Here is a 22,719-nt window from a genome sequence, read left to right on the forward strand (position 1 = left end):
GTGAAGGAGCGCGATCGGGCGGGCTCATCGGCGGAAAATCCCGCCGGAAGGGGTCAGAGGGTCTCGAGGTAGGCGACCAGATCGTCGATCTGGGCGTCCGAGAGCTGGGACGTCTTGCCGTGCCGGTCGCCGCCGCCGCAGGCGGGGTTGGTGAACCGGTCCTTCAGCGTCGGCGCGCATCCGTCGTGCATGAACGGCGCGCGCACGCCGATGCGGACCAGCGACGGCACCTGGAAGGGCTTGCCCGTACCGACGTCGAACGAGTCGTTGGTCGTGAGCTGAGCGCCCGCGTGGCAGGTCGCGCAGTCGACGGCCTTGTCGTGGAAGAGGGCCTCGCCGCGCGCGACGGCCTCTGCGTCGGGCGCCGACGACACCGGCGGGGCGGGGAGGCTGTCGATCCACCGGGCGAGGACCTTCACCCGGCGCGGTCCCTGGTGCATGCCGCCCATGCGCCGCTCGAAGACCTCGTCCATGATGGCTTCGATCCCCGACATATCGCCGTCCCAGTGGAACGGGGCGGTGTTGAGGATCCCGCCGCTGACGAACTGGGTGCGCCGCGGTCCGATGGGGTTGAAGTGCCAGGTATGGCTGTCCTCGCCTCCCTCCGGATGGCACGACGCACACGCCATCGGGCCGGCAGCGTTCCGGTGGAACATCTCGTGGCCGGTGTCCCTGCGGCTCTCCCCGGGGAGCGTGATGACCTTGGCGACGCGGTTGCCGGCGGTGTTGGGAGCCCCGAGGACCTGGATGCCCGCCGGCTCGCGGGTCTGCACCACCACGGAGCCGCCGGCGAACGCGACGGCCGTGGGCTCGCCTTCCACGACCACGCGCTGATCCGCCTCGACGCAGGTTCCTTCGGGGGCATCCATCGTCATGTTCAAGTTCGCGCGGCTGGTCATGAGGATCTCGCTCCTGCCGGCCGCGACGACCGCATACGAGAGACCGTCATCGGACACCGCGACATCCACCGGCAGGGTCGCGGAGGGGAGGGCAGCGGCCAGGTTCGGCTGGCCGTCGGAGTCGGGTGTCCCGACCTCCGAGACCGTGCCGTGGACGACGCTCCCATCGCATCCGCCGGAGCTGTAGCCCCCCTCCACGATCTCGACGGGCGCGATCAAGGCGCGCTGGTGGACCATCGCGATACCGCCTGTCGGCAGCTTGATCGTCCGCCAGGCGACGGTCGGCGCGAACTCCTGCCCGAACAGGTTGAACTTCGGGAGCTTCTTTTGCTCCATCACGATGCCGTCCGCCCCGATGGTGAGCAGCTCGGCAGACCGGAACTTGCTGACCAGGAGCCGGTCCCCGTCCACGACCACGTCGCGCAGGTCGCGATCGAGCTTCAGGCGGCGCGTCGCCGCGCCGGGACCGGCCGGGAGCGTGACGAGCTCGCCGCCGAGGCACGCGACATGGAGCGCGTCGGTCTGCGCATCGTAGGCGACCCCCCGCGGGGCCGGGCATACGTCGCGCCGGTCGACGACCGTCCCGCTGTCGGCGTCGACGGTCACGATCGCGCCGCCGCGGCGGAGCGCGACGTGGAAGCGACCCGCGTCGTCCTCGACGACCCTGCCCGGCTCGTCGCCCTTCTGAAGGGCGATCTCCGCGGTCAGCTTCTGCGCCTGGAGATCGACGATCCAGACCCGGTCGCGATCCGGATCCGCGGCCACCGCCCGGAGGGCGCTCTTGCTCACGGCGAGCGTTCCGCCGCTGATGGCGGGCGGCGGCTCCGCCGCGACCGCGACGCTCCCAGGATCGTCGATGTCGGGGGTGTCGTCCTCACCGAGCTCCCACGGAGCGCAGGCGGCAAAGGGTGATGCGATCACAAGGATGGCGAGGAACGGGGAGAAGCTGCGGCGCGACGCAAGCAGTCTATGCATGAGGGCCTCCGGTCCGCCGCCAAGCAAGATGGCGGCCACTTCATTCGATGTTCTTCCATCCGATCGCGCGCGGCAATATGTGTTGCCGCGGAGAGAGCGACGTATTCCTGCCGTCCACAACGCGCGTGAGCGGGGTTGGGTGGCGCGTCTGGCGCGGGTCCCGTGATGCGCATCGGTGACGACGTCCCTGCTGTCGTGGCCCACTGCGGCACGGCATGACGAGCGCACCAGACCATCGGGTCCGGCGTGGTCCCGGACGGTGTCCGGCGCGGCCAGCCCATGACGCGGGCCTTGGGGCGCAAGCATCCCGTGGGCCGGGAGCGCGGGCTGCCCGGTCACCTTCGCAGACGGCGAGGCGAGCCATCGCCGAGACGCGATGCGCGGGATCGCCTGTGACTTGACGGGTGCTCTCGCCGCCCATAAGTGACCGACCGGTCATGACAAGCACCGCACCCTCGTCTCGACGCAGCATCTCGCTGGCTTCGACGCTCGCCGGGCTGCTCGCCCTCGGGCTCATCGCCTCACCGGCCGCGGGGCAGCCGGCCGCTCCCCGACCGGCGGCTCCGCAGCCGGCCACCCCGCCGCTCGCGCCGGCGCCTCCTGCCGCGGGCCAACCGCAGCCCCCGGGCGCTTCCATCGCTGCGGCCCAGCCGGCCGCGCCGAAGGCCGATCCGCTCGCCACGGCGCTTGCGCCGCAGCCGGGAGGGCTGACGCCGGACGACGTCGCGAAGGCTGCGCTGCGGACGCGCGCGTCGCTCCGCGCCAAGCAGGCCGAGCTCCGCGCGGCGGCCGCGAAGGTCGACCAGGCGATGGTCAATTTCTTTCCGCGGCTCACGGTGACGGCCACCTACACCCGGCTGTCAGAGATCGAGAGAGAGCCCCCGGGGACGGCTCTGCCCCCCGAGCAACAGGCCATCATGGACGCGCTCGGGCAGTTCATGGCGCCACCGCCGCCCAACAGCTACTCGCTCACGGCGAACCTCGCCGTCCCCATCTCGGATTACGTGTTCCGCCTCTCGCAGGGATACGCCGCTGCGTCCCACGCGGAGAGCGCGAAGAAGCTCGAGCTCCAGGCGGAGACGCTGCAGGCCGCGGCCGACGCGAAGGTCGCATTCTTCAACTGGGTCCGCGTGAAGGGGCAGGTCGTCGTCGCTGGTGAGGCGGTGTCTCAGGCGAAGGCGCACGTCGAGGACGCGCGCCGCACCTTCGAGGTGGGTCTGCTCTCGCGCGCCGACGTGCTCCGGCTCGAGGCCCAGGTGGCCGGCGCGGAGCAGGTGCTCAACGAGGCGCACGCCGCGCTCCTGGTCGCGGACGACCAGATCCGGATCGCGCTCGGCGCCGCGCAGGACAGGCCGCTCACGCTGGGGATCGATGTGATGGGCAGCGCGCCTCCGAAGCCGCCCGCCGAGGCGCTCCCGGCGCTGGTCCAGGAGGCGCTTCAGAAGCGCCTCGAGATCCGCGCGCTCGACGAGACGCAGTACTCGCTCGAGAAGGTCGAGGCGGTCACGAGGACCGGCTACTTCCCGCGCGTGGACGCGTTCGCCGATCTCACCTACGCGAACCCCAACCAGCGCATTATTCCGACGCAGGAGAGGTTCGATCTGACGTGGGCCGCCGGCGTCCGCGCCACGTGGGTCGTCAACGACATCTTCGCCACCGCGGCCGCCTCCGCCGAGGCGAACGCCCGCACCACGCAGATCGCGGAGCAGAAGGCCGCGCTGCGCGACGCCCTCCGCCTCGAGGTGGTCTCGGCGTATTCCGAGCTGAGCAAGGCCACGAGCAGCATCGAGTCTGCAGAGCGCCAGCTCGCGGCGGCCGCGGAGTCGATGCGCGTCCGATCCGAGCTGTTCCGCGCAGGGCGGGCCACGAGCGTCGACGTGGTCGACGCCGAGGGCGAGGTGACGCGCGCGCGGCTCCAGCAGATCAACGCGCGTGTCGGCGCGCTCGTCGCGAAGACCCGGCTGGACCACGTGGTCGGACGCGACGCGAAGGACCTGAAATGACCTGGCCGCGCGCGTCTTCTTCGCTTGCGCGGCCCTCCTGGCCGGAGTAGGGAAGGCGTGCGCCGCTGCAGCGCGGGTTCCTGCGGCGCCCTTGTCGACACCGCGGCAATCACCCGCATCGTTCCTCACCGGCCGAGGCAGCGCGTCCACGTTGCGCGCCCGGTCCGCCCGTCATGACGGAGCTTGCGCTCATCCTCAGCGGCGGCCTGCTCGGGCTCGCCTTTGCGGCTTACCTCGCTCGCTGGGTCATCGCGCGCCCCGCGGTCGAGCCCGAGATGCAGCGCGTCGCCGCGATCATTCAGGGGGTCGCGGAGGCGTACTTTCGCCGCCAGAGCAGCGTGATCGGCGCGGTCTCCGCGATGCTCGGAGGCGCCATCTTCCTCGCTTACGGCCTCCTCCGGCGCGCCGGGGAGAACAACCCGGTGCCGGCGCTGGAGCTCGGTGTCTGGCTCACGCTCTCGTTCGCTGTCGGGGCCGCCAGCGCGGTCGCGACCGGCCGCGTCGCCACCTGGATCGCGCCCCGCACCAGCGTACGCGCCGCGAGCGGCGCCCGCCGCTCGCTCGATCTCGCCCTGCAGATCGCCCTCCGCGGCGGCGCCGTGTCGGGGCTCTTCGTCGCGAGCATGAGCCTGCTCGGCCTCGGCGGCCTGTTCGCTGCGGTCCTCGCGTTCCGTGGCGGCCTCGGCGCCGAGCCGGCCGAGGCGCTCGCGCTCGCCCCGACCATCCCCTGGGTCATCGCCGGTTACCCGCTCGGCGCCTCCTTCGCCGCCCTGATGGCGCAGCTCGGCGGCGGCACCTTCTCCAAGGCGGCCGACCTCGGCGCGGACCTCGCCGGCGCGGAGGTCGGGCTCGACGAGGACGACCTCCAGAACCCGGCCACGATCGTCGACCTGGCAGGCGATACCGTCGGCGACTGCGCCGGGCGCGCGGCCGGCGTCTTCGCCTCCACCGTCACCGAGAACGCGGGCGCCATGGTGGTCGGCGCGATGCTCTTCCGCAACAACGTCGGGCTCCCGAGCGCCCTCGCCGTCGTGCTCTTCCCGCTCGTCAGCCGCGCGTTCGGCCTCATCGCGACGCTCTTCGGCGTGATGGTCGTCAAGACCGACGACCGCGAGGACGCCTTCAACGCCCTCGTGCGAGGGCTCTACGTCACGGCCACCCTCCACGCAGTCGGCATCGCCGGGGCCGCCAAGTGGCTGCTCGGCGCCCACTGGGTCATCTTCTTCGCCTGCGGCGTCATCGGCATCGTCACCGGCATCGGCGTGCTGCACGTCACGCAGTACTACACCGAGCAGCGGCACCGCCCGGTGCGCGAGCTCGCCGAGGCGGCCCGCAGCGGCTCCGCGATGGTGGTGCTGCGCGGGCTCGCCATCGGTCTCGAGAGCTCGGTGCTCCCGCTCCTGGTCGTCGTCGGCGCCACCTTCGGCTCCTACCTGCTCGGCGCGCGCTCCGGGCTCGCCGGGGGCGGCCTGTTCGGCACCGCGGTCGCGACGATGGGGATGCTGGGCACCTCGGGGTACGTCCTCGCCATGGATGCGTTCGGCCCCATCGTGGACAACGCGGGCGGCATCGTCGCCGTGACCGTCGCCCGCGAGCGGCCGGACGTGCGTGGCCGCACCCTCGTGCTCGATGCCGTCGGCAACACGACCAAGGCGCTCACGAAGGCGTACACGGCCGGCGTGGCCGCGCTCGCCTCGCTGCTGCTCGTGGCTGGCTACCTCGATGAGTCCCGGCGCCGCGCGCTGACGTCGAGCGCGCCGATCCGCGGCGAGACGACCGCGATGGTCCTGCGCCTCGACCGGCCCGAGGTCTATCTCGGCGCCCTGGTCGGGATCCTCCTTGTCTTCTGGCTGGCCGGCCGCTGCATCCGCAACGTCCTCCAGGCTGGCCGACGCGTCCTCGACGAGGTGAGGCGCCAGGCCCGCGCCCGCCCGCCGGGTTTCGTCGGCGACCACGAGCCCTGCGTCGAGATGGTCTCTCGGGCAGCGCTGCGCCACATGATCGCGCCAGCCCTCGTCTCCGCGGTGGTGCCCGTCGTCGTGGGACTTGCCTTGCGCTTTGCAAGGACGGAAGATAATCCTCTGGTCGCGGCCGATTCAGTCGCGGCCTTGATCATGGCCGGGACGGTCGCAGGCGTCCTCGGGTCGCTCTTCTTGGGGAATACCGGGGCGATCTGGGACAATGCGAGGCAGTACATCGCGACCGGCGCGCACGGTGGGCGCTACCTTGTCGACGAGACGGGGGCGCGGGCGGACAACCCCACCTATGGTGCCGCCGTCGTCGGCGACACGATCGGCGATCCGCTCAAGGACGTGGCCGGCCCCGCGATCCACGTGCTCATCAAGATGCTCCCCGCCGTGATCATCGTGTTCTTGCCGTTCTTCATCTGATGCCGGTTCTTCACCCAGCGGGATTTGCCAAGAGATCCCGTTCACCCGACCCATCCCGGCGAATTGCCGCCGCACCCGTATCCCGAGCCCACGACGTGCCGCCTCCGATCTCCGACGCACTCTCCACCCTCAGCGATCGTGGCCTGCGAAGGCTGCTTGGCGCCCGCACCTTCCTCCGCGGGCTGGAGTACTTCCGCCGCCGTGTCGTCGAGGACATCTCCATCAACGAGACGATGGCGAGCGGCACCGTCCGCGCCGCCGACTCAGAGCCGTATCCGGTCAAGGTCGAGCTATCGCCCGATGGCATCCAGTCGCAATGTTCCTGTCCGGCGTTCCAGAAGGCCGGGCAGCACTGCAAGCACGTCGCGGCGCTGCTCATCAGCATCCGCGACCAGGCGCGCGGCGCGCAGCCGCGGCGCGAGCCGCCGATCCCGGCGCTCGTCCCGCAGACCGCCCACGCCGGCGGTGACGCCCTGAAGCGCGTGCGCCGCCGCGACCGCCGCGGGCGCCTGGCGATCACGCCGGCGGCGCCCGTCCCGACCGTCGTCGGCTCCCACGGGCCGCCGGGCTCACCCGTCGCCCTCGCGGCGCCGATCCTGGACGCGACGGCCAAGCAGACCGGGATCGGCGCCTGGCTTCCGCCCGAGGGCGTCACCGGGGCGCGGCGCGTGGAGTTCCGCCTCCACGTGCGGCAAGGGGCGCTGACCGTCACCGTCCTCGACGCCGAGGCGCGCGTCCCGGTGCTGCCCTCCGCGGCGCTCGCCTGGCAGGCGCTCTATCCGACGCCGGATCGCGACGCGCTCCGGCTGCTCGCCCGGTTCGAGAGCGGCAACCCGCGCCACCCGGCCGTCGACATCCGCGGCGAGGACGTGGCCGAGCTGCTCCCGCTGCTCGAGGGCCAGCGCGTGCTGCTCGAGCCGGCCCTGATGCAGCTCCGCTTCGGCGACGACAGCCTGCGGCCGCGCTTCGATCTCGAGACCGTCGGCGGCGACACCATCATCGTGAAGACGAGCTTCGAGCGGGGGAACGACAAGCGCCGCTTCTCGCTGCTGCAGGGCGGGTGGTTCGAGGGCTGGCCGGGCTGGCACATCGACACGCAGGAGGGGCTCGCGCGCCGCATCGACAAGCGCGTCTCCCCCGCCGCGATGCGCCGCCTGCTCCGCTCGCCGACCATCGGCGAGCCGATGAGCGAGCTGGCCCGCATCATCATGCAGGGGCTGCCCAAGATCGCGCTCGAGGTCGGCGCGGAGCTGCCCGACCTGAACCAGATCGCCGAGGTCGTCGATCTCGTGCCCACGTTCCGCATGCGCGCGGGCGGCTCGCTCATCGAGGCGCGCGTCACGCTGACCGCCGCCTACGGCGACGCCGAGGTCGCGGTGCGCGCCGACGGCATGTCGCCCCCGGTGCTCGTGCAGCCGCCCGAGGAGGGGATGAAGCGCGCCCGCTGCATCCGCGTGGACATCGCCGCGCAGCAGGAGGCGGCGAGCAAGCTGCTCGCCCTCGGGCTCAAGCCGGACGAGACGGGCCAGGGCTTCATCGCGAACGGCGACCAGGCGCTCACCTTCTGGACCGAGGGGCTCGCCGAGCTCCCCGACGACTGGGACCTCTTCGTCCCCGAGGATCTCGTCGACACGCAGGTGCGCGGCAGGCCGATCGGCGTCTTCGCCAAGGTCACCTCGGGGATGGACTGGCTGAACGTCAAGCTCAGCTTCGAGAGCGAGGGCGTCGGCGTCGATCGCGACGAGCTGCGCCGCTGTCTCGCCGAGGGCAAGCGCTACGTCCGCCTCGAGGACGGGTCGTTCGCCGCGTTCGACCCCGACGCCGTGCGCGCGATGCTCGATCGCGAGGTCGAGCTGATGATGGCGGCCGGCAAGAACGGCCGGCTGCCGCTCGCGCAGGCCGGGCGGGTGCACGAGCTCCTCCAGCACGCGAGCGGATCGAACGTGACCGCCTCCGCGCGCGAGCTGTTCCAGAAGCTCAGCAACATCGACGAGATCGGCAGCACCAAGCGGCCCAGGAACCTGAAGGCGACGCTCCGTCCCTACCAGGAGGCGGGCCTCTCGTGGCTCAAGTTCATCCATGACATCGGCTCGGGCGGCGTGCTCGCCGACGACATGGGCCTCGGCAAGACGGTCCAGACGCTCGCCCTCCTGCTCGCCGTCAAGCAGGAGGAGAAGCACATGCGCGCGCTGATCGTCGCCCCGACGAGCGTCGTCACGAACTGGGAGCGCGAGCTCGCCCGGTTCTCGCCCTCGCTGTCGGTCGCCCTCTGGCACGGCGCCGATCGCAAGGATCAGATCGACGAGGTGAAGGCCGCGGAGGTGGTGATCACGAGCTATGCGCTCCTCCGTCGCGACGAGGATTTCCTCGCGCAGCTCGACCTGAGCTACGCCATCCTCGACGAGGCGCAGCACATCAAGAACCCGATGAGCGCCACCGCCGCGGCGGCCAAGCGGCTCCGCGCGAAGCGCCGGCTCGCGCTGACGGGCACGCCCATCGAGAACCGGCTCTCGGAGATCTGGTCGATCTTCGACTTCGTCTCGCCGGGCCTGCTCGGCTCGCTCGACAAGTTCGAGGCCCGCTTCTCGCGCCCGATCGAGGCGGGCGACTACAAGACCGCGCAGCGGCTCCGCGCCGCCATCCACCCGTTCATCCTGCGCCGCACGAAGCAGGAGGTCGCCAAGGATCTTCCCGAGAAGATCGAGATGGATCAGATCTGCGATCTCACCGGCGAGCAGCGGGCGCTCTACATGCAGGTCGCGCGCGAGGTGCGGGCGCAGGTCCTCGGCGAGGTCGAGCGCGTCGGCCTCGCGAAGAGCCAGCTGCAGATCCTCGCCGGCCTCACCCGCCTCCGGCAGGCGGCCTGCGACCCGCGGCTGCTCGGCTTGCCGCGGGAGTTCGGCGACGACGACTCGGGCAAGCTCGTCGCGGTCCGGGAGCTCATCTCGAACGCCGTCGAGGGCGGGCACAAGGTCCTCGTCTTCAGCCAGTTCGTGATGATGCTGAGGCTCATCGAGAAGGCGATGAAGGAGGATGGTGTCGCCTACGAGTACCTCGACGGCTCCACGAAGGACCGGGCGGAGCGCGTCGAGCGCTTCCAGAGCGATCCGAGCGTGCCGGTCTTCCTCATCAGCCTCAAGGCGGGCGGCACGGGCCTGAACCTCACTGCGGCCGACACGGTCATCCACTTCGATCCGTGGTGGAACCCGGCGGTCGAGCAGCAGGCCACCGACCGCGCCCACCGCATCGGGCAGACGAAGGTGGTGACGGCCTATCGGCTCATCGCCGAGGGGACGATCGAGGAGAAGATCCTGCTGCTCAAGGACAAGAAGCGCCAGCTCGTCGCCTCCGTCCTCAGCGAGGACGCGGGCGGCGCGAAGAAGCTCACCAAGGCCGACCTGGAAGAGCTGTTCGCGGTGGACTGAAAGGACGACGGCGCGCTGGGGGAGCGCGCCGGTCGGGGAGCACCGGCCGATTCATGAGGGCGCGCAGGGGAGCGCGCCCTCAATGGGGGCACGGGTGGATCCATGGCGGCGCTCGGCGTGGCCCTCGCGGGGCCTTCCGGCACCGCAGGGCGGGGGAGGGGGCTACGGCTTGCGGCCGCCGCTCAGGACCATCAGGTGGTACTTGCCGAACTCGCTCTGCCCCAGGGTGAACAGGACCTCGATCAGGAGGCGGTACGGCGTGGTTGCGTCGGCGACGATGATCGCCTCCGACGACGACGGATCGAGCCCTTTCGCTGCGCGAATGGCCTTGTCCGTCTCGCGCGCGTGGGACAGCGCGTTCGCCAGCGGCACGATGTAGAGATCGTTCGGGCCGCTGCGCTTGTATTTGGCGTCGACGCCCGACTGCGCGAGCTGCTCGCGGTTGGGCAGCACGACGATCGGGGTCGGATCCTCGCCGACCAGGATCTGCGACTTCGAGACGATGACGACGACACCCTCCTGGGAGGGCTCGGCCTGCATCACCGACTTCGGCAGGGTGAGGTCCTTCGACTGCGGGATGGATGCCGCCGACGATCCCACGCTCTTCAGCAAGAAGACGAGGATGATCGTCATCAGGTCGAGCATCGCCGTGATGTTCAGGAAGTCGATCTCGGGCTCCCGCCGGTTCCTTCGGATCGCCTTCCGGAGGGCCGCTTTGTAGCGGACGACGCTCGCGCTCGGCCGCGGGGCAGGTCGCTGCTCGGCGCTCATCGGGCCACCCCGAAGTGGACCTCCGGGAACAGCACCTCCCCGTCGTCGCTCCTCAGCGCATCCATGACGTCGATGATCGTCTTGTAGTCGATGCCCGGGTTCGCCGTGATCGTCACCTGCGTCTCCTCTTTGAACTCGGGGCGGGCGTTCTTGAGGCGCTTCGCGCACGCCGTGAGCGCGGGGTAGTCATAGCTGTCGTTCGCCTTCGGCACCGTGACCCCGCCGCCCACGTCCTGGCAGCCGGTCGCGATGTTGCCGCTCGACGTCTTCAGCGAGATCCCCTGGCTGGTGATGAACGCGGAGAGGTTCAACGCCTTGCTCGAGAGCTCGCTGCGCACCTTGCCGCCGCCGATGGATGGCGGGGTCGTGTCGATCGACGACACGAATGTCACCGACACGCTGGCGAGCACGAAGATGAGGATGTTCGTGATGATGTCGAGGTACGGAACGACGTTGAGCTCGCCGGCCTCCTCCCCGGCATCGGGCTCCTTGGGCTGCGATAGGCGCCGGATCTTCGATCGCTGCGCCGAGCTGAGCGGGACGTCTTGCGGGTCCGCCATGGGCTAGTAGCCAGGCTTGCTGCTGATCGTGAGCAGGTTGAAGACGCGCTCGGTCGTCGACTCGAGATCGTGCTGGATGTTCTTGGAGCGGGTGTGGAGCAGCACGTGCGCGATCATGCACACGACCGCGATGGCGAGGCCGAACGCCGTGTTGTACATGGCCTCCGCGATGCCGTTCGAGAGCATCCGCTGCTTGTCGGCCTGCGAGAGGCCCTGGGCGGCGATGGAGGCGAACGTGTTGATCAGGCCGGAGACCGTCCCGATGAGGCCGATCAGCGTCGCGATGTTCGCGAGCGACCACAGGGCGCCGATGCGCTTCTCCACGGCCGGCTTCAGCTCGGACAGCTTCTCGCTGAGGGCGGCGTCGATCTCGTCGGCCCCCTTGTTCGCGTGGGTCAGGCCGGCCTTGACGAGCTGCAGGATCGGGTAGTCGCTCGCGTCGCAGAGCTTGATCGCGCGGTCGATGTTGCCGGCCGCCACCAGCTTCTTGACCTGCGCGAAGAACTCCTTGGAGTTCACGCGGTAGCGTCCCAGCTGGAACGCGGTTCGTTCGATGATGATGGTCACCACGACCGCGGAGACGACCAGGTTCGCGATCAGGAAGGTCGGATTGTGCTTGATGGCCTCCCACATCCCACCTTCGCCACCACCCTCGGCCGCCAACATCAGCAGATGACGCATCCTCGAAGTCCCTTTCTCAGCGTCGTCAGAAGCCCGACAATCTCCAGGCGCGGCGACTATAACTGCCGCCCGATCCCGTGTGCAAGCTCGGCGATGCCGGCGCGCCCCGCGCCGCGAGGCCGAGATCGCCGAAAATCGCCGCAAGAACCAGCGTGTCTCACGGCGAGCTCGCCCCGGCCGCGCGGAGGGGCGCCGTCCGCGCCGAGGCCGGACAGGTAAGTCCGGAGACCCCTGAGTCGCTCCGGCTGCCGGCGCCTGAGCGGGCTACCGTGCTCTGCCACCGCCGCGTCGTCCGGGCGGATGAGCCGCTGCGCTCGCTCCCGGGTGACGCGGCGCGCACTGCCGCGGCGCGCGGTCGGGCCGGCGGTGGTCATGCGGGCGCTGCGCCCCCTGAAATTCGCGGCATCTGCCGCTGGTCGGCCCCCATCGCTCCCGGCCGATCATGACATAACCCCGCGATTGTTGTAAAGTTTTGCCCGTATCAGAGCGCTCACGTGTGGCCAAATCTCTCTTGACGGCGCCGGGTCTCAATCGCGAAGATGCGCGAGTCCCCCGGGCGCGTCGGCGTAGCTCGGCCACAAGGCGGCACGCTCTGCGGTGAACGGGGAGCCGCGCCCAGAGCCATGAAAGGGCCCCTGGCGCGACGACGCGAAGTCAGTCTTGGACGACAGGTGGGAGAGCTGGGACGGCGCCGCGCGCCGGCACCAGAAGAGACGATCAGGACTCTTGCAGAGGTCAGCGCCGCTCGGCTAGCGTCCCGTGGGCATCTCGCCAGAGAGCGACAGCAGCACGCCGTCCACGGCCAGCGCCGCCAAGCAAAATAGGCCTCTCATCCGTCTTTACGTGTGAGTGAAAGACTGCCGCCCCTCGGCAACACGAGTCTGACAAAGGGAACCGATCGAGTTGCGCGAAACCTCATCCCGGGGACGCGAGGCGAACTGGAGGACAGAAGCAATGCACGGAGCGTATGAAGCTTTCAAAGAGGGTGGGTGGGGTATGTGGCCCATCCTGTTCTGGTCGATCCTCACGATCGGCATCATCGTCGAACGCGCCCTCTACCTGTTCGGCTCGTCCATCAACAAGGACGTCTTTCTCGCCACCATGCAGAAGTGCATCCTGGCGGGTGACGTTGCCAAGGCCGTGAAGATGTGTTCGGCGGCGAACGCCCCGCTCGCCCGCATCGTCCAGGCCGGCCTTGTCAAGGTGAACCGTCCCGACGAGGAGGTCCAGGCGGCGATGGACGAGGCGGCTCTCCGCGAGCTGCCGAAGATCTCGGCGCGCACCTCGTACCTCGCGCTGCTCGCGAACCTCGCGATGCTCTCCGGCCTCCTCGGGACCGTGACGGGCCTCATCAAGTCGTTCGGCTCCGTCGCCGGCGAGTCGGTCGACCCCAGCCAGAAGGCCCGCGTGCTCGCGCTCGGGATCTCCGAGGCCATGAACTGCACCGCCTTCGGCCTCGGCGTGGCCATCATCGGCCTCATCGGCTTCGCCGTGCTGAACGGCAAGACGCAGCACATCGAGGACGACATCAACGAGGCGTCGGTGCAGATCCTCAACCTCGTCGTCGCGAACCGTCAGAAGGTGAATGTCGCAGCAGTGGGTCAGGCGGCTGCCTGATGGTCCTCGGCGGGCCCGGGTCGTCGAGCGCCCTCCGCGCGCGATGTCGCCTGGGCCCGCTCTCGCGCCTCGAAGCCCCGGACGGCGGCTTCCGCCGCCGGGGCCCCGGGAACTTCGGAAGAGCGACGAAGTCAGACCCAGCATGGTGCCCCACCGCGAGCTGCGGGCAGGGCGTTCCCCGGAACAACTTGGATAGGTGAGCTCTGGCTCACGTTGGGAAGGCAATATGGGCGGCGTAGACGTCGGCGACGGTGGTGGCAAGAAGCGGTCGACGAACAGCGATATCAACATGATCCCGTTCATCGACCTGCTGATGGTCACGATTGCATTCCTGTTGATCACGGCGGTCTGGGTCACCAACTCGCGCATGAACGCGGACGCCCAGGTCCCTGGCCCTCCGGACCCGAACAAGGAGCTCACCCCGCAGACGCCGGAGAAGGTGCTGAACCTCCACATCGGCGAGAGCGAGTTCGGGCTCGTGTGGAAGCAGGGCGCGACGGTGGTCAACGAGGTCAAGGTGAACAAGTCGCCCGTCGAGATCGGCGACGCGAGCTCGAAGATCGTCCGCTACCCCGAGCTGGCGAAGCGGATCGAGGAGGAGTGGAAGACCCACGGCGGCCACCGGGATCCGAGCGACAAGAAGCTCGACCAGGCCATCCTCCACACCGACAACCGGACGCCCTTCAAGGAGATCGTCGCGGTGCTCGACGCGCTCTACGCGCCCAAGCGCGAGATGCGGCTGCCCGATGGGAACAAGCAGGTCCCCGTGTTCAACATGACGTTCTCGGTCCGCTGAGGCAGGAGCGCGCACATGGATAGGTTCAATCCGAAGCACCACAAGAACCCCCACGCCCACGTGATCCACCAGCCGGGCCGCCGGCTGATGAAGGGCGTGCCGCTCCGGTTCGTGTGGAACAAGGTGTCCGGACACGGCGCTCGCAGCCCGAACGCGGGGCTCAACCTCGTGAGCTTCATCGACTTCCTCGTCGTGACAGTGATCTTCCTCCTGATGTCCTTCTCGGCGTCAGGCGAGATCGCCGTCGACAAGAACGTCAAGCTCCCGAAGGCAGAGAACGTCGAGGACGTCATCGACGCGCCGATGGTCGCCGTGAACGGCAACCAGATCCTCGTCGACGGCGCCCTGGCCGGGTCGACCCGCGCGATCGAGGAGCTCGGGCGGCTTCAGAAGATCGACGAGCTCTTCAACCTGCTCAAGAACAAGCGCGAGCTGTGGAAGCAGGTGCAGCCGAACAAGCCGTTCCCCGGCGTGTGCATCCTCCAGGTCGATCAGAACGTGCCCGCGCTGGTCGTGAAGAGCGTGTTCCAGACGGCGGCGTTCGCCGGTTACCCGAACGTCAGCTTCATGGTCAGCAAGCTCCCGAAGTCGCAGTGATCCCCGCTTCTTGACCTATCGAGCACAGAAGGATGGGGCACGCCGGGCGACTCCCGGCGGCCTCGGTCACCATGGAACGTGGTGGCTCCAGCGGCGCGCTCGGCGCGGTCTTCCCCTCTACGCGGCTCGTGTGGAGGAGGCTGCCTTGCTCGGGTGATCGGGCTGGGGCCTCCTGCGTGGAGCCTCTGCTATGTCCTCTGAACAGCCGCCCCGCGAGCGCGGCCTGCCGTCGGTCTACAAGGCGCGCGAGGCGCGCTCCAAGATGCGCTGGCCCCCGGCGAAGTTCTGGGGTTACACGGCCCTCGTCCTGGCGGTCTCGGCGATCCTCCACTGGAAGTGGTCCCAGGGGCAGATGGAGAGCGCGCGCCAGAAGCTGATGGCGCGCCAGCGCGCGGTCGCCGTCGAGCTCGGCCCGCGCTGGTTCCCCATGCGCGAGCGCGTGGAGGGCTGGACCCTCGATCTGGCGCGGAGCGCCGGCGCCGATCTCGTGGATCGGGAGGCGCTCAAGACGTGGAATTTCCGTGAGCTTGCGGGTATTTACCTGCGCCTCCGGGTGGACGAGGCCACGGGCGTCGACGCCGTCCGGAAGAACGCGCAGCAGTCGCTCCGCGACGCGTTCACTGCGTGTCTCTTGCGTGTGCCGAACCCGAACCCGCTGGCCGGCGCGGAGTGCAAGCGCACGCGGGACTGCCCGGCGGGCGAGTACTGCAACGAGGCGGAGCGCTGCTCCAGGCCCGCGCAGCCCTTCAACCTGCGCGTCGCCTACAGGACGATGCACGTCCTCTCGAACGAGTGGGTGCGTGACGCACAGGATGCCTCGAGCGAGCTCCGCTTGCGGCTGCTGGAGTCCAGCTTCGAGGACACGATGCGCGACGATGTTCCGCTCGCGGCGGAGCTCCTCACGCGGGCGCAGTATTACCTCCTCGTCCTCGACGAGCCGGCCGAGGGAGCGGCGAGCACCGAGGCGTTGCTCGGGGTGCCGCACATGGCGCGGGTCGGGGTGTGGCGGCTGTCGGACGGCAAGCCCATCCTGCGGGTGCGCCGCGAAGCGAGCGGCAATCTCATCGGCGGGACGCCCTCGGTCGAGGGGAGCGTGCTCGATGCGCGGCAGCGGCAGGCGAACAGCTGCGCGCTCGCGCTCGCCGTGCGCGAAGCGATGGGCGACACCACGGCCGCGGTCACCGAGCCGCAGTGAGGGCGCGCCGCCCCCGAGGCGCGCGTGCCGCTCATCGCGCCTGCGCGCGTGAGCTCGCCTCGTAGCCCGCGTCGCCGCGTGGGCTCACGCGCGCTGCCGCGCCGCAGCGCGCGCTGCCGCGTCAGCGCACGCGCGCGCCTCGGAGGAAGTCTCGCGCGACGATGTGCAAGTCCGTGAGGTTGTGACCTGTCGGGCCCGTCTCGACACGCGTGCCGAGCGCGCGGTGAACGACGGCGTCGTCGAAGCGCGCGAGCGCGGAGTCGATCGTGCGGTCGTCCATCGCGGCGGCTGCCGCGCGGGCAACGGCCGCTCCCGCGGCGCCGGAGCTGCCGTCGACGCCGTCGGAGGCCGCGCAGAGGAGCGCGACGTCCGGTGGCAAGCCGCGCAGGGCAGCGAGCGCGATCCATCCTGCGCGGCCGCCGGCCCCGCGGTGGGCCGACAGCGCCAGCGTCGGTTCGCACGGGATCACGGCCGCTTCGCCGGGAGCGAGGGCGCGCGCGAGCGCGAGGCGACGCTCCACGATCGCGCGCGCGTCGCCGTCCTCGGCGGGGGCGGCGGTGGCGCGGAGCCCTGCCCTGACGGCGAGGGCCGCCGCCACGCGCTCCGCGAGCGTGTCCGGATCGGCGAGCACGCGCGCTTCCAGGCGCCGCGCGTCCGCTGGCTTCAGCGACTCGCTGAAGGCGGGCGTGAGCCGCGCGAACCGAGGGGCCCAGCGAGCGAGCGCGGCGAGCGCCTCCTCGACGCGCGTCGGGTCCGGGACGGTGGGGCCAGAGCCGACGTCGTGCGGGAGTCCACCCACGACGTCGCTCATGAGCAGCGTCAGCACGCGCGCCGGGGCCGCCGCCGCCGCGAGCCGCCCACCCTTGATCCGCGACAGGTGGCGGCGAACGAGGTTGACGTCCTGGATCGGCGCGCCTGCTTCCAGGAGCTCTGCGACGACGGCCTGCTTGTCCGCGAGGGACACGCCCGGAGGCGGCGCGGCGAGCAGCGCCGAGGCGCCTCCGGAGAGGAGGGCGACCAACAGATCCTCGGGCCCGAGCGCGGCCGCGACGGCGAGGGCCGCTTCGGCCGCGTCCACGCTGCGCGCGTCGGGGATGGGGTGCGCCGCCCGCATCACGCGCAGCGGGCGCAGCGCGGCCTCCCCGGGGTCGGCCAGCGATGTCGTCTCATCGCGCGCGGCGAGCGCCGGGGCCGCGACGGTGATGACGAGCCCTCCGGCGATCCTGTCACCCCAGCGGCGGAGCGCCCCCAGGGCCATCCCGGGCGCCGCCTTCCCCGCCGCGATCACGAACACGCGGCCGTGGTGCGCTCCGGCCTCGACGTCGAGCGCGCGCTCGACGAGCCCAGCTGGGTCGAGCTCTGTCAGCCCGGCGCGGAACGCGGCCACCAGCGCCGCGCGCAGCTCGCCGAGCGCGGCGCTCAACGGGTCCTCGCGCCGACCACGCCGCGCTGCGCCGCCCCCTGGGCGGGGGCGCGGTCGCCTGCGTCGACGAGGTGCGCGCGGAGGACGTGATGCCAGCCGAGCGTGACCGAGAGGAGCGCCCGCTGCGCGTCGCGCGGGCCGTCGTCGCCCGAGAGCTCCGGCCCGCGAAAGCGGAGCGCACCCCGCAGGCCGAGGAACGGGCCCGTGGCGTCTCCCAGGAGCGGCACGTCGAGCGACAGCGAGAGCTCCAGCCCGGGCTCCGCGGCGAGCCCGGCTCCGGGCGGCGCTTCCCAGAACGAGCCCACGCCGAGCGCCACCGAATCGATGAAGAGGTCGAGCCAGGGGGCGCTGCGCTCGAGATCGCTCGCATAGCGGGCGAGGAAGAGCGGCTGGATGAAGACGCCGCTCGCGATCGAGCGCGCGACGAGCGCTCCCTCTGCGCCGAGCGCGTCGGTGTAGTGCGCGTACACGCCGGCGGTCGAGAGGTACACCGCGGCGCCGCGCGCGCAGAGCGCCGGACCGCCGTCCGCGAACGAGGCGCCCGCGCCCGCGCGCAGATCGAGGTCTCCGTCCAGCCGGCCGTACGCGCCGTCGCCTTCCGCATGCGCCGTGGACGCCCCCGCGAGCACCGCGAGCGCTGCGACGCCGGCGACCGCTCCGGTGAGGGCGCGGCGCGTGGGCTCGGACGATCCACGGGCTGCCTTGTTCCTGGTGGTCATCAGCGTATCAGCGCCTCCCGCACCGTATCCCGCAGCTCGGGCGCGAAGAGGAGCCGGGTGCGTGTCATCGTCTCGTTGCGCAGCCGATCCAGCAAGAAGGACACCTCGGCGGGGCGCCGCGGGCGCCCTTTGGCGTAGACGACCATGAGCGACGCGTCCTCGGCGTAGGGCGTGTCCTCGGCGACGTCGACGCCGACGTACACCTCCGGGTCGAGCCCGGCGCTCTGCGCGATCTCGCGCACGGTCTCGAGCGCCGCCGCGCGCCGGGCGTCGTGCTCGGCCGGCGACTCGCCGGGCTCCGGGAACAGCTCGACCGACTTGAAGAGCGAGCGCACGCGCAGGCGGCGGGCGAGATCGGACAGCACGGGATCGGGCGCCGCTTCCCAGGCATGGATGGCCCCGAGCAGGACCTGATCGTCGAGCTCGAGGTACTGCTCCAGGGTGGGCATCTCGCCGACGGCCATCGCGGCGACGGCCGTGGGGACCTCGGGGATCCGGTCCCCGGCGGCGAGGCGGGTGACGACGCGCCGCAGGATGGCGCCGATCATCCACTCCGCGCTGCGCGTCGTCTTGTGGAAATAGACCTGCTGAAACATGAAGAAGCGGGCGAGCAGGAACGACTCTATCGCGCTCATCCCCTTCGTCCCGTCGATGGCGAGCGCGGGCGCTGGCGGGGCAGACGCGGCGCCGCCGCCGGGCATCTCCACCTGGACGTCGCTGAACCTGAGGCTGCGGAGCAGCCATGGCAGGTCGTACTCGCCGTACCTGACGCCCGTCGCATGCGCGTCGCGGAGCAGGTAGTCGCAGCGATCGACGTCAAATGTGCCGCTCACCGCCTTGGCGAGGTACGGCAGCTCGTGCCGTCCGCCGATGAGGTCGGCGACCCGCCGCGGGAGGTAGGGATCCTGGCGCACGAGCACCTGGTGCACGTCCGAGGACGGGTCGAGCAGGATGCGCTCGGTCCAGCGCTCGTGGTGGAGCGCCCCCGGCATGGCCTCCTCGAAGAGGTGCGACAGCGGGCCGTGGCCGAGATCGTGCAGGAACGCTGCGGCGATCGCGTCGCGCGCGCGGTCGCTGGTCACTCTCTGCCAGAACGGAAGGTCGCGATCGATTTGACGGAGCCTCGCGATCAGGAGGCGCATCACGTGGGCGGCCCCGAGCGCGTGCGAGAAGCGGGTGTGCTCGGCGCCTGGGAAGGCGAGCGACGTCAGCCCGAGCTGACGGATGCGCCGCAGCCGCTGCACCTCCCGAGCGCCGAGCAAGCGCGGAACGATGGCCGCTTCACCGCTCTCGAACTCGATCAAGCCGTGGACTGGGTCGCGCAGAATCAAGATGGGTCTCCACTCGACGCCATGGGCGCAAACGGCGCCGAGTCACTCAGGAGTCGCCTGATGGCGTCGATCTGCGGGCGTGCGCGCGGGGGGGAGGGCTCGTTGCTTCGGGCGTGCGGTGTGGAGCACAGCATGGTGCGCCTCGAACAGGGGCAGGAAATCAAGGAGGTATGCGACGTTCCCACGTGGGCCCGCGGGAAGGCAAGCGCGGCTCGTCGCCGAGCCTTCCTCGTGAGCGATCCAGCGAGCCGGTCGGCTCCGCCTGACGAGGACGGCAGGCGCGCGGCATCGGGGCGTCATGAGCGTGGCGTGCGACGGAATCCACGCGACGGGGCCAGCCACGCCGAGGCGGAATCGCGCGGCGGGCGTCGCGCGGCGGGCGTCGTGCGGCCGACGTCGCGGACGTCGCCAACGTCGAGCGAGGGGCAAATCGTGGGGAGCGTCGCGTGAGGCGAAGGCGCGTGTGGCGCACCACGGCACGGCGAGCGCTGTCCCGCGGCCGCATGCGATTGCGTACGAGCGCGTGTGATTGCGTGCGGTTTCGTGCGGTCGCGGTACACGAGACGAGCGCGCGAGATGCGCGGCTGAGATGTGCCTGAGGTGAATCGGGCGAACAGCGGGTGAGCGTGCGAGGAACGTGCGAGGACGACGCGAGGAACGTGCGAGGACGACGCGAGGAACGTGCGAGGACGACGCGAGGAACGTGCGAGGACGACGCGAGGAACGTGCGAGGACGACGCGAACCACAGCGGGGTGAACAGACGCGAGCACACAAAGAACAGACGAAAAGGAGGCGCCGCGATGCCAGCGAGCGAAATTGCGATGGGAGAAAATTGTGTTCGGAGGAGGAAAGTGCTCGATTTCTTGAAGCTGGACGAGCATCCTGGTGTACGGTAGGAGGCTGACTATTCCGTTGGTTAACGCGGGTCATCGGGTATCCGGGAGATCAAGTCGAGCGCATGACCACGACCAACGGACGACAGTCGGGGCGGGGGCATCCTGCAGATGAGGAGCAAGGTCGGGTGACACGCGAATCGGGAGGCATGGCGAGCAGTGATGAGGCTGAGCTCGACGAGTCGCCGAGGCGGCTCGACGCCATCCTCCGCGCCCTCCCAGAGTCGGAGCTCAAGGGCCTCATCACACGCATGGGGATCCGCATCGACGCCGCGAAGCGCATCGACGCGCCTTCTCAGGCGGCGCGGGCGCTGGTCGGCCTCCCCGACGTGCGCGACCCGTCGCGGCTCCCGACCGCCAGCCGCGAGCTGCTCCATCGCATCGCCGAGGCGGGCGGCGTGCTCGTCGTCCCCTCGCTCCCGGCCGGGCTCGAGCCGCTCATCGCCCGTGGCGTCGTCTACGCGCGCAAGACCGACGAGGGCATCGAGCTCGTGCTCCCGGCGGCGTTCCTCGTCCAGCTGAAGAGCTGGGAGAGCGAGGACCCCCGGGCGATCCGGGCGCTGCTCGCGCAGGCGCCCTTCGAGACGATGAGCGCGATCGCGACGCACTACCTCGGCCGCCCGGCCACGCCTCCCATCGCGCTGTCCCTCGAGAACGCGTGGGAGACGCTGAGCGCTCCGGAGCGGCTCCGCGAGGAGATCGATCGCCTCGCGCCCGTCGAGCGCCGCCTGCTCGAGTCCATCGAGGCCGTCGGCGGCGAGGTGGACACGCAGGAGCTGCTCGATCTGGAGCGGGAGCCGATGCGCCTGCGCAGCGCGAGCGGGGTGACGGCGAGCCGCCGCGGCGCGGGCTTCGCGCTCGAGCGCCGCGCCTTCCTCATCCCGATCCATCCGAACCGGCACGTCGTGCCGACCGAGGTGGCCGCCATCGTCGGCGCGGATCGCCGCCGGATGCGCGAGAAGCGGCGCGAGCAGATCCGGTCGTTCGTCCTGGAGGAGGATCACGCCCCGCGGCGCGCTCGCTTCGCCTCGGATCCCGGGATGCTCGCGCTGGCGCTCGCGTACTGCGTGCGCGAGCCCGGCAGCGACGTGCGCCCCGGCGTCGGGACGCCGCGGTCGCTGCTCGTCCGGCTCGCGCAGCGCTTCGGGCGGGACGTCGAGGGCGTCGCGCTCGTCGCAGCGCTGTCGCGCGCCGTCGGGCTCTGGGACGCATCGGCCGCGTCGCCGGCGACGCCGCCCGGCTCGCTCCAGGTGCAGGAGCTGACGCCGCTCCTGTTCACGACGTGGCGCCGCGGCGGCGCGTGGGATGAAGCGCGCGCCGAGCGGGAGGTGCTCCGGGTCGCTTCGGACAACCGCGACGCGAGCCCCATCGGCGCGCTCCGCGAGATGGTGCTCGACGCGCTGCACGACCTCGGCGAGGGCCGCTGGGTCCCCTGGCAGTCGCTGCAGGGCTACCTGGCGGCGGACGAGCGCATCGCCGGGGTCGAGCGGCTGGTCCGTCGCTGGGCCGAGCGCGCCTCGGTCGAGGCGCCGGAGGTCCCCGACATCACGCGGCGGATCGCGCTGGAGTCGCTGCCGGCGCTCGGGATCATCGATCTCGGCGGGGCCGAGGACGTGGCCAGCGCGGAGCTGGCGCTCCGGCTGACGCCGCGCGGGCGGGCGCTCCTCGCGGGCGCCGCGCCGAGCTCGGACAACAGCAAGAGCAAGTTCGTCGAGGCGCACGCGCTGCGCGTCGGCCTGAGCGCCAAGGTCGCTGCCGTGCTCGGGCTCTCGTCGTTCGCCGAGATCGGCCGCGTCGGCGATCAGGTCGATCTCCTGCTCACGCCGCCGTCGATCGCGCGCGCGCTGTCGGTGGGCCTCGACAGCGACGCCCTGCGCTCTCGCATCGAGGCGGTCGCGCCGCTGCCGGACACCATCTCGCGCATGCTCATCCAGGCGAGCGTCGTCATCGGCAAGGCGAGCTTCGTCGGCGCCTCCGGCTTCCTCTGGATCGAGGATCCCGAGATCCGCGAGCTGCTCCGCACGCGGAGGCCGGCGGCCGAGATGTTCGTCGATCCGTCGCCCCCGTCGGGCTTGCTGATCGAGGCGGGGGTCGATCTGGAGCGGCTCATCCGTCGCTGCCGCGCGCTCGGCGTCGAGATCGAGGCCGATCTCGGCAACCTCAAGGCGACGCGGCAAACCCCGGCGCACGGCACCGAGGGACCGCACCGGACCTCCTCGACGGCGAACATGCGCCGATCCCGGACTCCGCCGGCGCGCACCCGTTGAGCTCGCTGTCAACCGGCATCGAGAGGCCACGAGCGCGGGCCGACCGCTGAGCCGAACCTGAAGGAACGGCCTGGCGGTCATCGGCGCTCACAATCTCGGACCCAAGGAGCGCGTCGTCCGCGGTGCGGCGATGCGTGAGGCGCGCAGGCTGGCCCTGGGCTGCGCTTGATTCCGCC

At 70.9% G+C, this 22,719-nt stretch carries 15 protein-coding genes; 8 read left to right on the forward strand and 7 right to left on the reverse strand.

Translation table 11 applies throughout. From position 1 onward, the window contains the following. Positions 1-53 precede the first annotated feature (53 nt). The gene (locus WMF27_RS15190) at positions 54-1,874 is read right to left on the reverse strand and encodes a c-type cytochrome (protein ID WP_437768161.1); all 1,821 of its coding nucleotides are present in this window, start codon (positions 1,872-1,874) and stop codon (positions 54-56) included. A gap of 437 nt (positions 1,875-2,311) precedes the next feature. Here WMF27_RS15190 and WMF27_RS15195 point away from each other — a divergent pair, with 437 nt between their 5' ends. The 3 genes from WMF27_RS15195 to WMF27_RS15205 all read left to right on the forward strand — a co-directional run bounded on the left by WMF27_RS15195 (position 2,312) and on the right by WMF27_RS15205 (position 9,692). Further along, complete coding sequence (locus WMF27_RS15195; protein WP_437944212.1) at positions 2,312-3,877, forward strand: TolC family protein; 1,566 nt, start codon at positions 2,312-2,314, stop codon at positions 3,875-3,877. A gap of 173 nt (positions 3,878-4,050) precedes the next feature. Continuing rightward, positions 4,051-6,267 carry a sodium-translocating pyrophosphatase gene (locus WMF27_RS15200; protein ID WP_437768159.1) on the forward strand — a complete coding sequence of 739 codons (2,217 nt, stop codon included), beginning with the start codon at positions 4,051-4,053 and terminating at the stop codon, positions 6,265-6,267. Positions 6,268-6,362: 95 nt separating this feature from the next. Then, complete coding sequence (locus tag WMF27_RS15205; protein WP_437768158.1) at positions 6,363-9,692, forward strand: SNF2-related protein; 3,330 nt, start codon at positions 6,363-6,365, stop codon at positions 9,690-9,692. Positions 9,693-9,854: 162 nt separating this feature from the next. On the opposite strand, the gene WMF27_RS15210 is transcribed toward WMF27_RS15205, so the two are convergent. Genes WMF27_RS15210 through WMF27_RS15220 form a run of 3 tightly spaced genes read right to left on the reverse strand, consistent with a single transcriptional unit; the run spans position 9,855 to position 11,704 of the window. Beyond that, positions 9,855-10,463 (reverse strand): ExbD/TolR family protein, encoded by a 609-nt coding sequence (locus WMF27_RS15210; protein ID WP_437768157.1) that lies wholly within the window; start codon positions 10,461-10,463, stop codon positions 9,855-9,857. Then, complete coding sequence (locus WMF27_RS15215; protein ID WP_437768156.1) at positions 10,460-11,023, reverse strand: ExbD/TolR family protein; 564 nt, start codon at positions 11,021-11,023, stop codon at positions 10,460-10,462. Before WMF27_RS15215 ends, WMF27_RS15210 begins: the two co-directional genes overlap by 4 nt. A gap of 3 nt (positions 11,024-11,026) precedes the next feature. After that, positions 11,027-11,704 (reverse strand): MotA/TolQ/ExbB proton channel family protein, encoded by a 678-nt coding sequence (locus tag WMF27_RS15220; RefSeq protein ID WP_012235624.1) that lies wholly within the window; start codon positions 11,702-11,704, stop codon positions 11,027-11,029. 996 nt (positions 11,705-12,700) lie between these two features. Between WMF27_RS15220 and WMF27_RS15225 the strand changes: the two genes are divergently transcribed. The 4 genes from WMF27_RS15225 (at position 12,701) to WMF27_RS15240 (ending at position 15,909) form a co-directional block, all read left to right on the forward strand. Next, on the forward strand, positions 12,701-13,321 hold the full coding sequence (locus WMF27_RS15225) for a MotA/TolQ/ExbB proton channel family protein (protein WP_231864858.1): 621 nt from the start codon (positions 12,701-12,703) through the stop codon (positions 13,319-13,321). A 226-nt stretch (positions 13,322-13,547) separates the two neighbouring features. Further along, on the forward strand, positions 13,548-14,117 hold the full coding sequence (locus WMF27_RS15230) for an ExbD/TolR family protein (protein WP_437300011.1): 570 nt from the start codon (positions 13,548-13,550) through the stop codon (positions 14,115-14,117). Positions 14,118-14,132: 15 nt separating this feature from the next. Next, positions 14,133-14,714 carry an ExbD/TolR family protein gene (locus tag WMF27_RS15235; RefSeq protein WP_020735583.1) on the forward strand — a complete coding sequence of 194 codons (582 nt, stop codon included), beginning with the start codon at positions 14,133-14,135 and terminating at the stop codon, positions 14,712-14,714. Positions 14,715-14,904: 190 nt separating this feature from the next. Then, a complete protein-coding gene (locus tag WMF27_RS15240; RefSeq protein ID WP_437768155.1) occupies positions 14,905-15,909 on the forward strand; it encodes a hypothetical protein in 1,005 nt (334 codons plus the stop codon). 121 nt (positions 15,910-16,030) lie between these two features. On the opposite strand, the gene WMF27_RS15245 is transcribed toward WMF27_RS15240, so the two are convergent. The 3 genes from WMF27_RS15245 to WMF27_RS15255 are packed head-to-tail and all read right to left on the reverse strand — an operon-like array spanning position 16,031 to position 19,382. Further along, the gene (locus tag WMF27_RS15245) at positions 16,031-17,332 is read right to left on the reverse strand and encodes a DUF4147 domain-containing protein (protein ID WP_437768154.1); all 1,302 of its coding nucleotides are present in this window, start codon (positions 17,330-17,332) and stop codon (positions 16,031-16,033) included. Then, positions 17,329-18,051 (reverse strand): hypothetical protein, encoded by a 723-nt coding sequence (locus tag WMF27_RS15250; RefSeq protein ID WP_437768153.1) that lies wholly within the window; start codon positions 18,049-18,051, stop codon positions 17,329-17,331. The genes WMF27_RS15245 and WMF27_RS15250 overlap by 4 nt, the downstream gene beginning before the upstream one ends. Beyond that, a complete protein-coding gene (locus WMF27_RS15255) occupies positions 18,051-19,382 on the reverse strand; it encodes an HD domain-containing protein (protein ID WP_437768152.1) in 1,332 nt (443 codons plus the stop codon). The genes WMF27_RS15250 and WMF27_RS15255 overlap by 1 nt, the downstream gene beginning before the upstream one ends. Positions 19,383-20,425: 1,043 nt before the next feature. Here WMF27_RS15255 and WMF27_RS15260 point away from each other — a divergent pair. After that, positions 20,426-22,543 (forward strand): hypothetical protein, encoded by a 2,118-nt coding sequence (locus WMF27_RS15260; protein ID WP_437768151.1) that lies wholly within the window; start codon positions 20,426-20,428, stop codon positions 22,541-22,543. Positions 22,544-22,719 lie beyond the last annotated feature (176 nt).

The organism is Sorangium sp. So ce281 (assembly GCF_051527395.1).
GTDB lineage: Bacteria > Myxococcota_A > Polyangia > Polyangiales > Polyangiaceae > Sorangium > Sorangium cellulosum_B.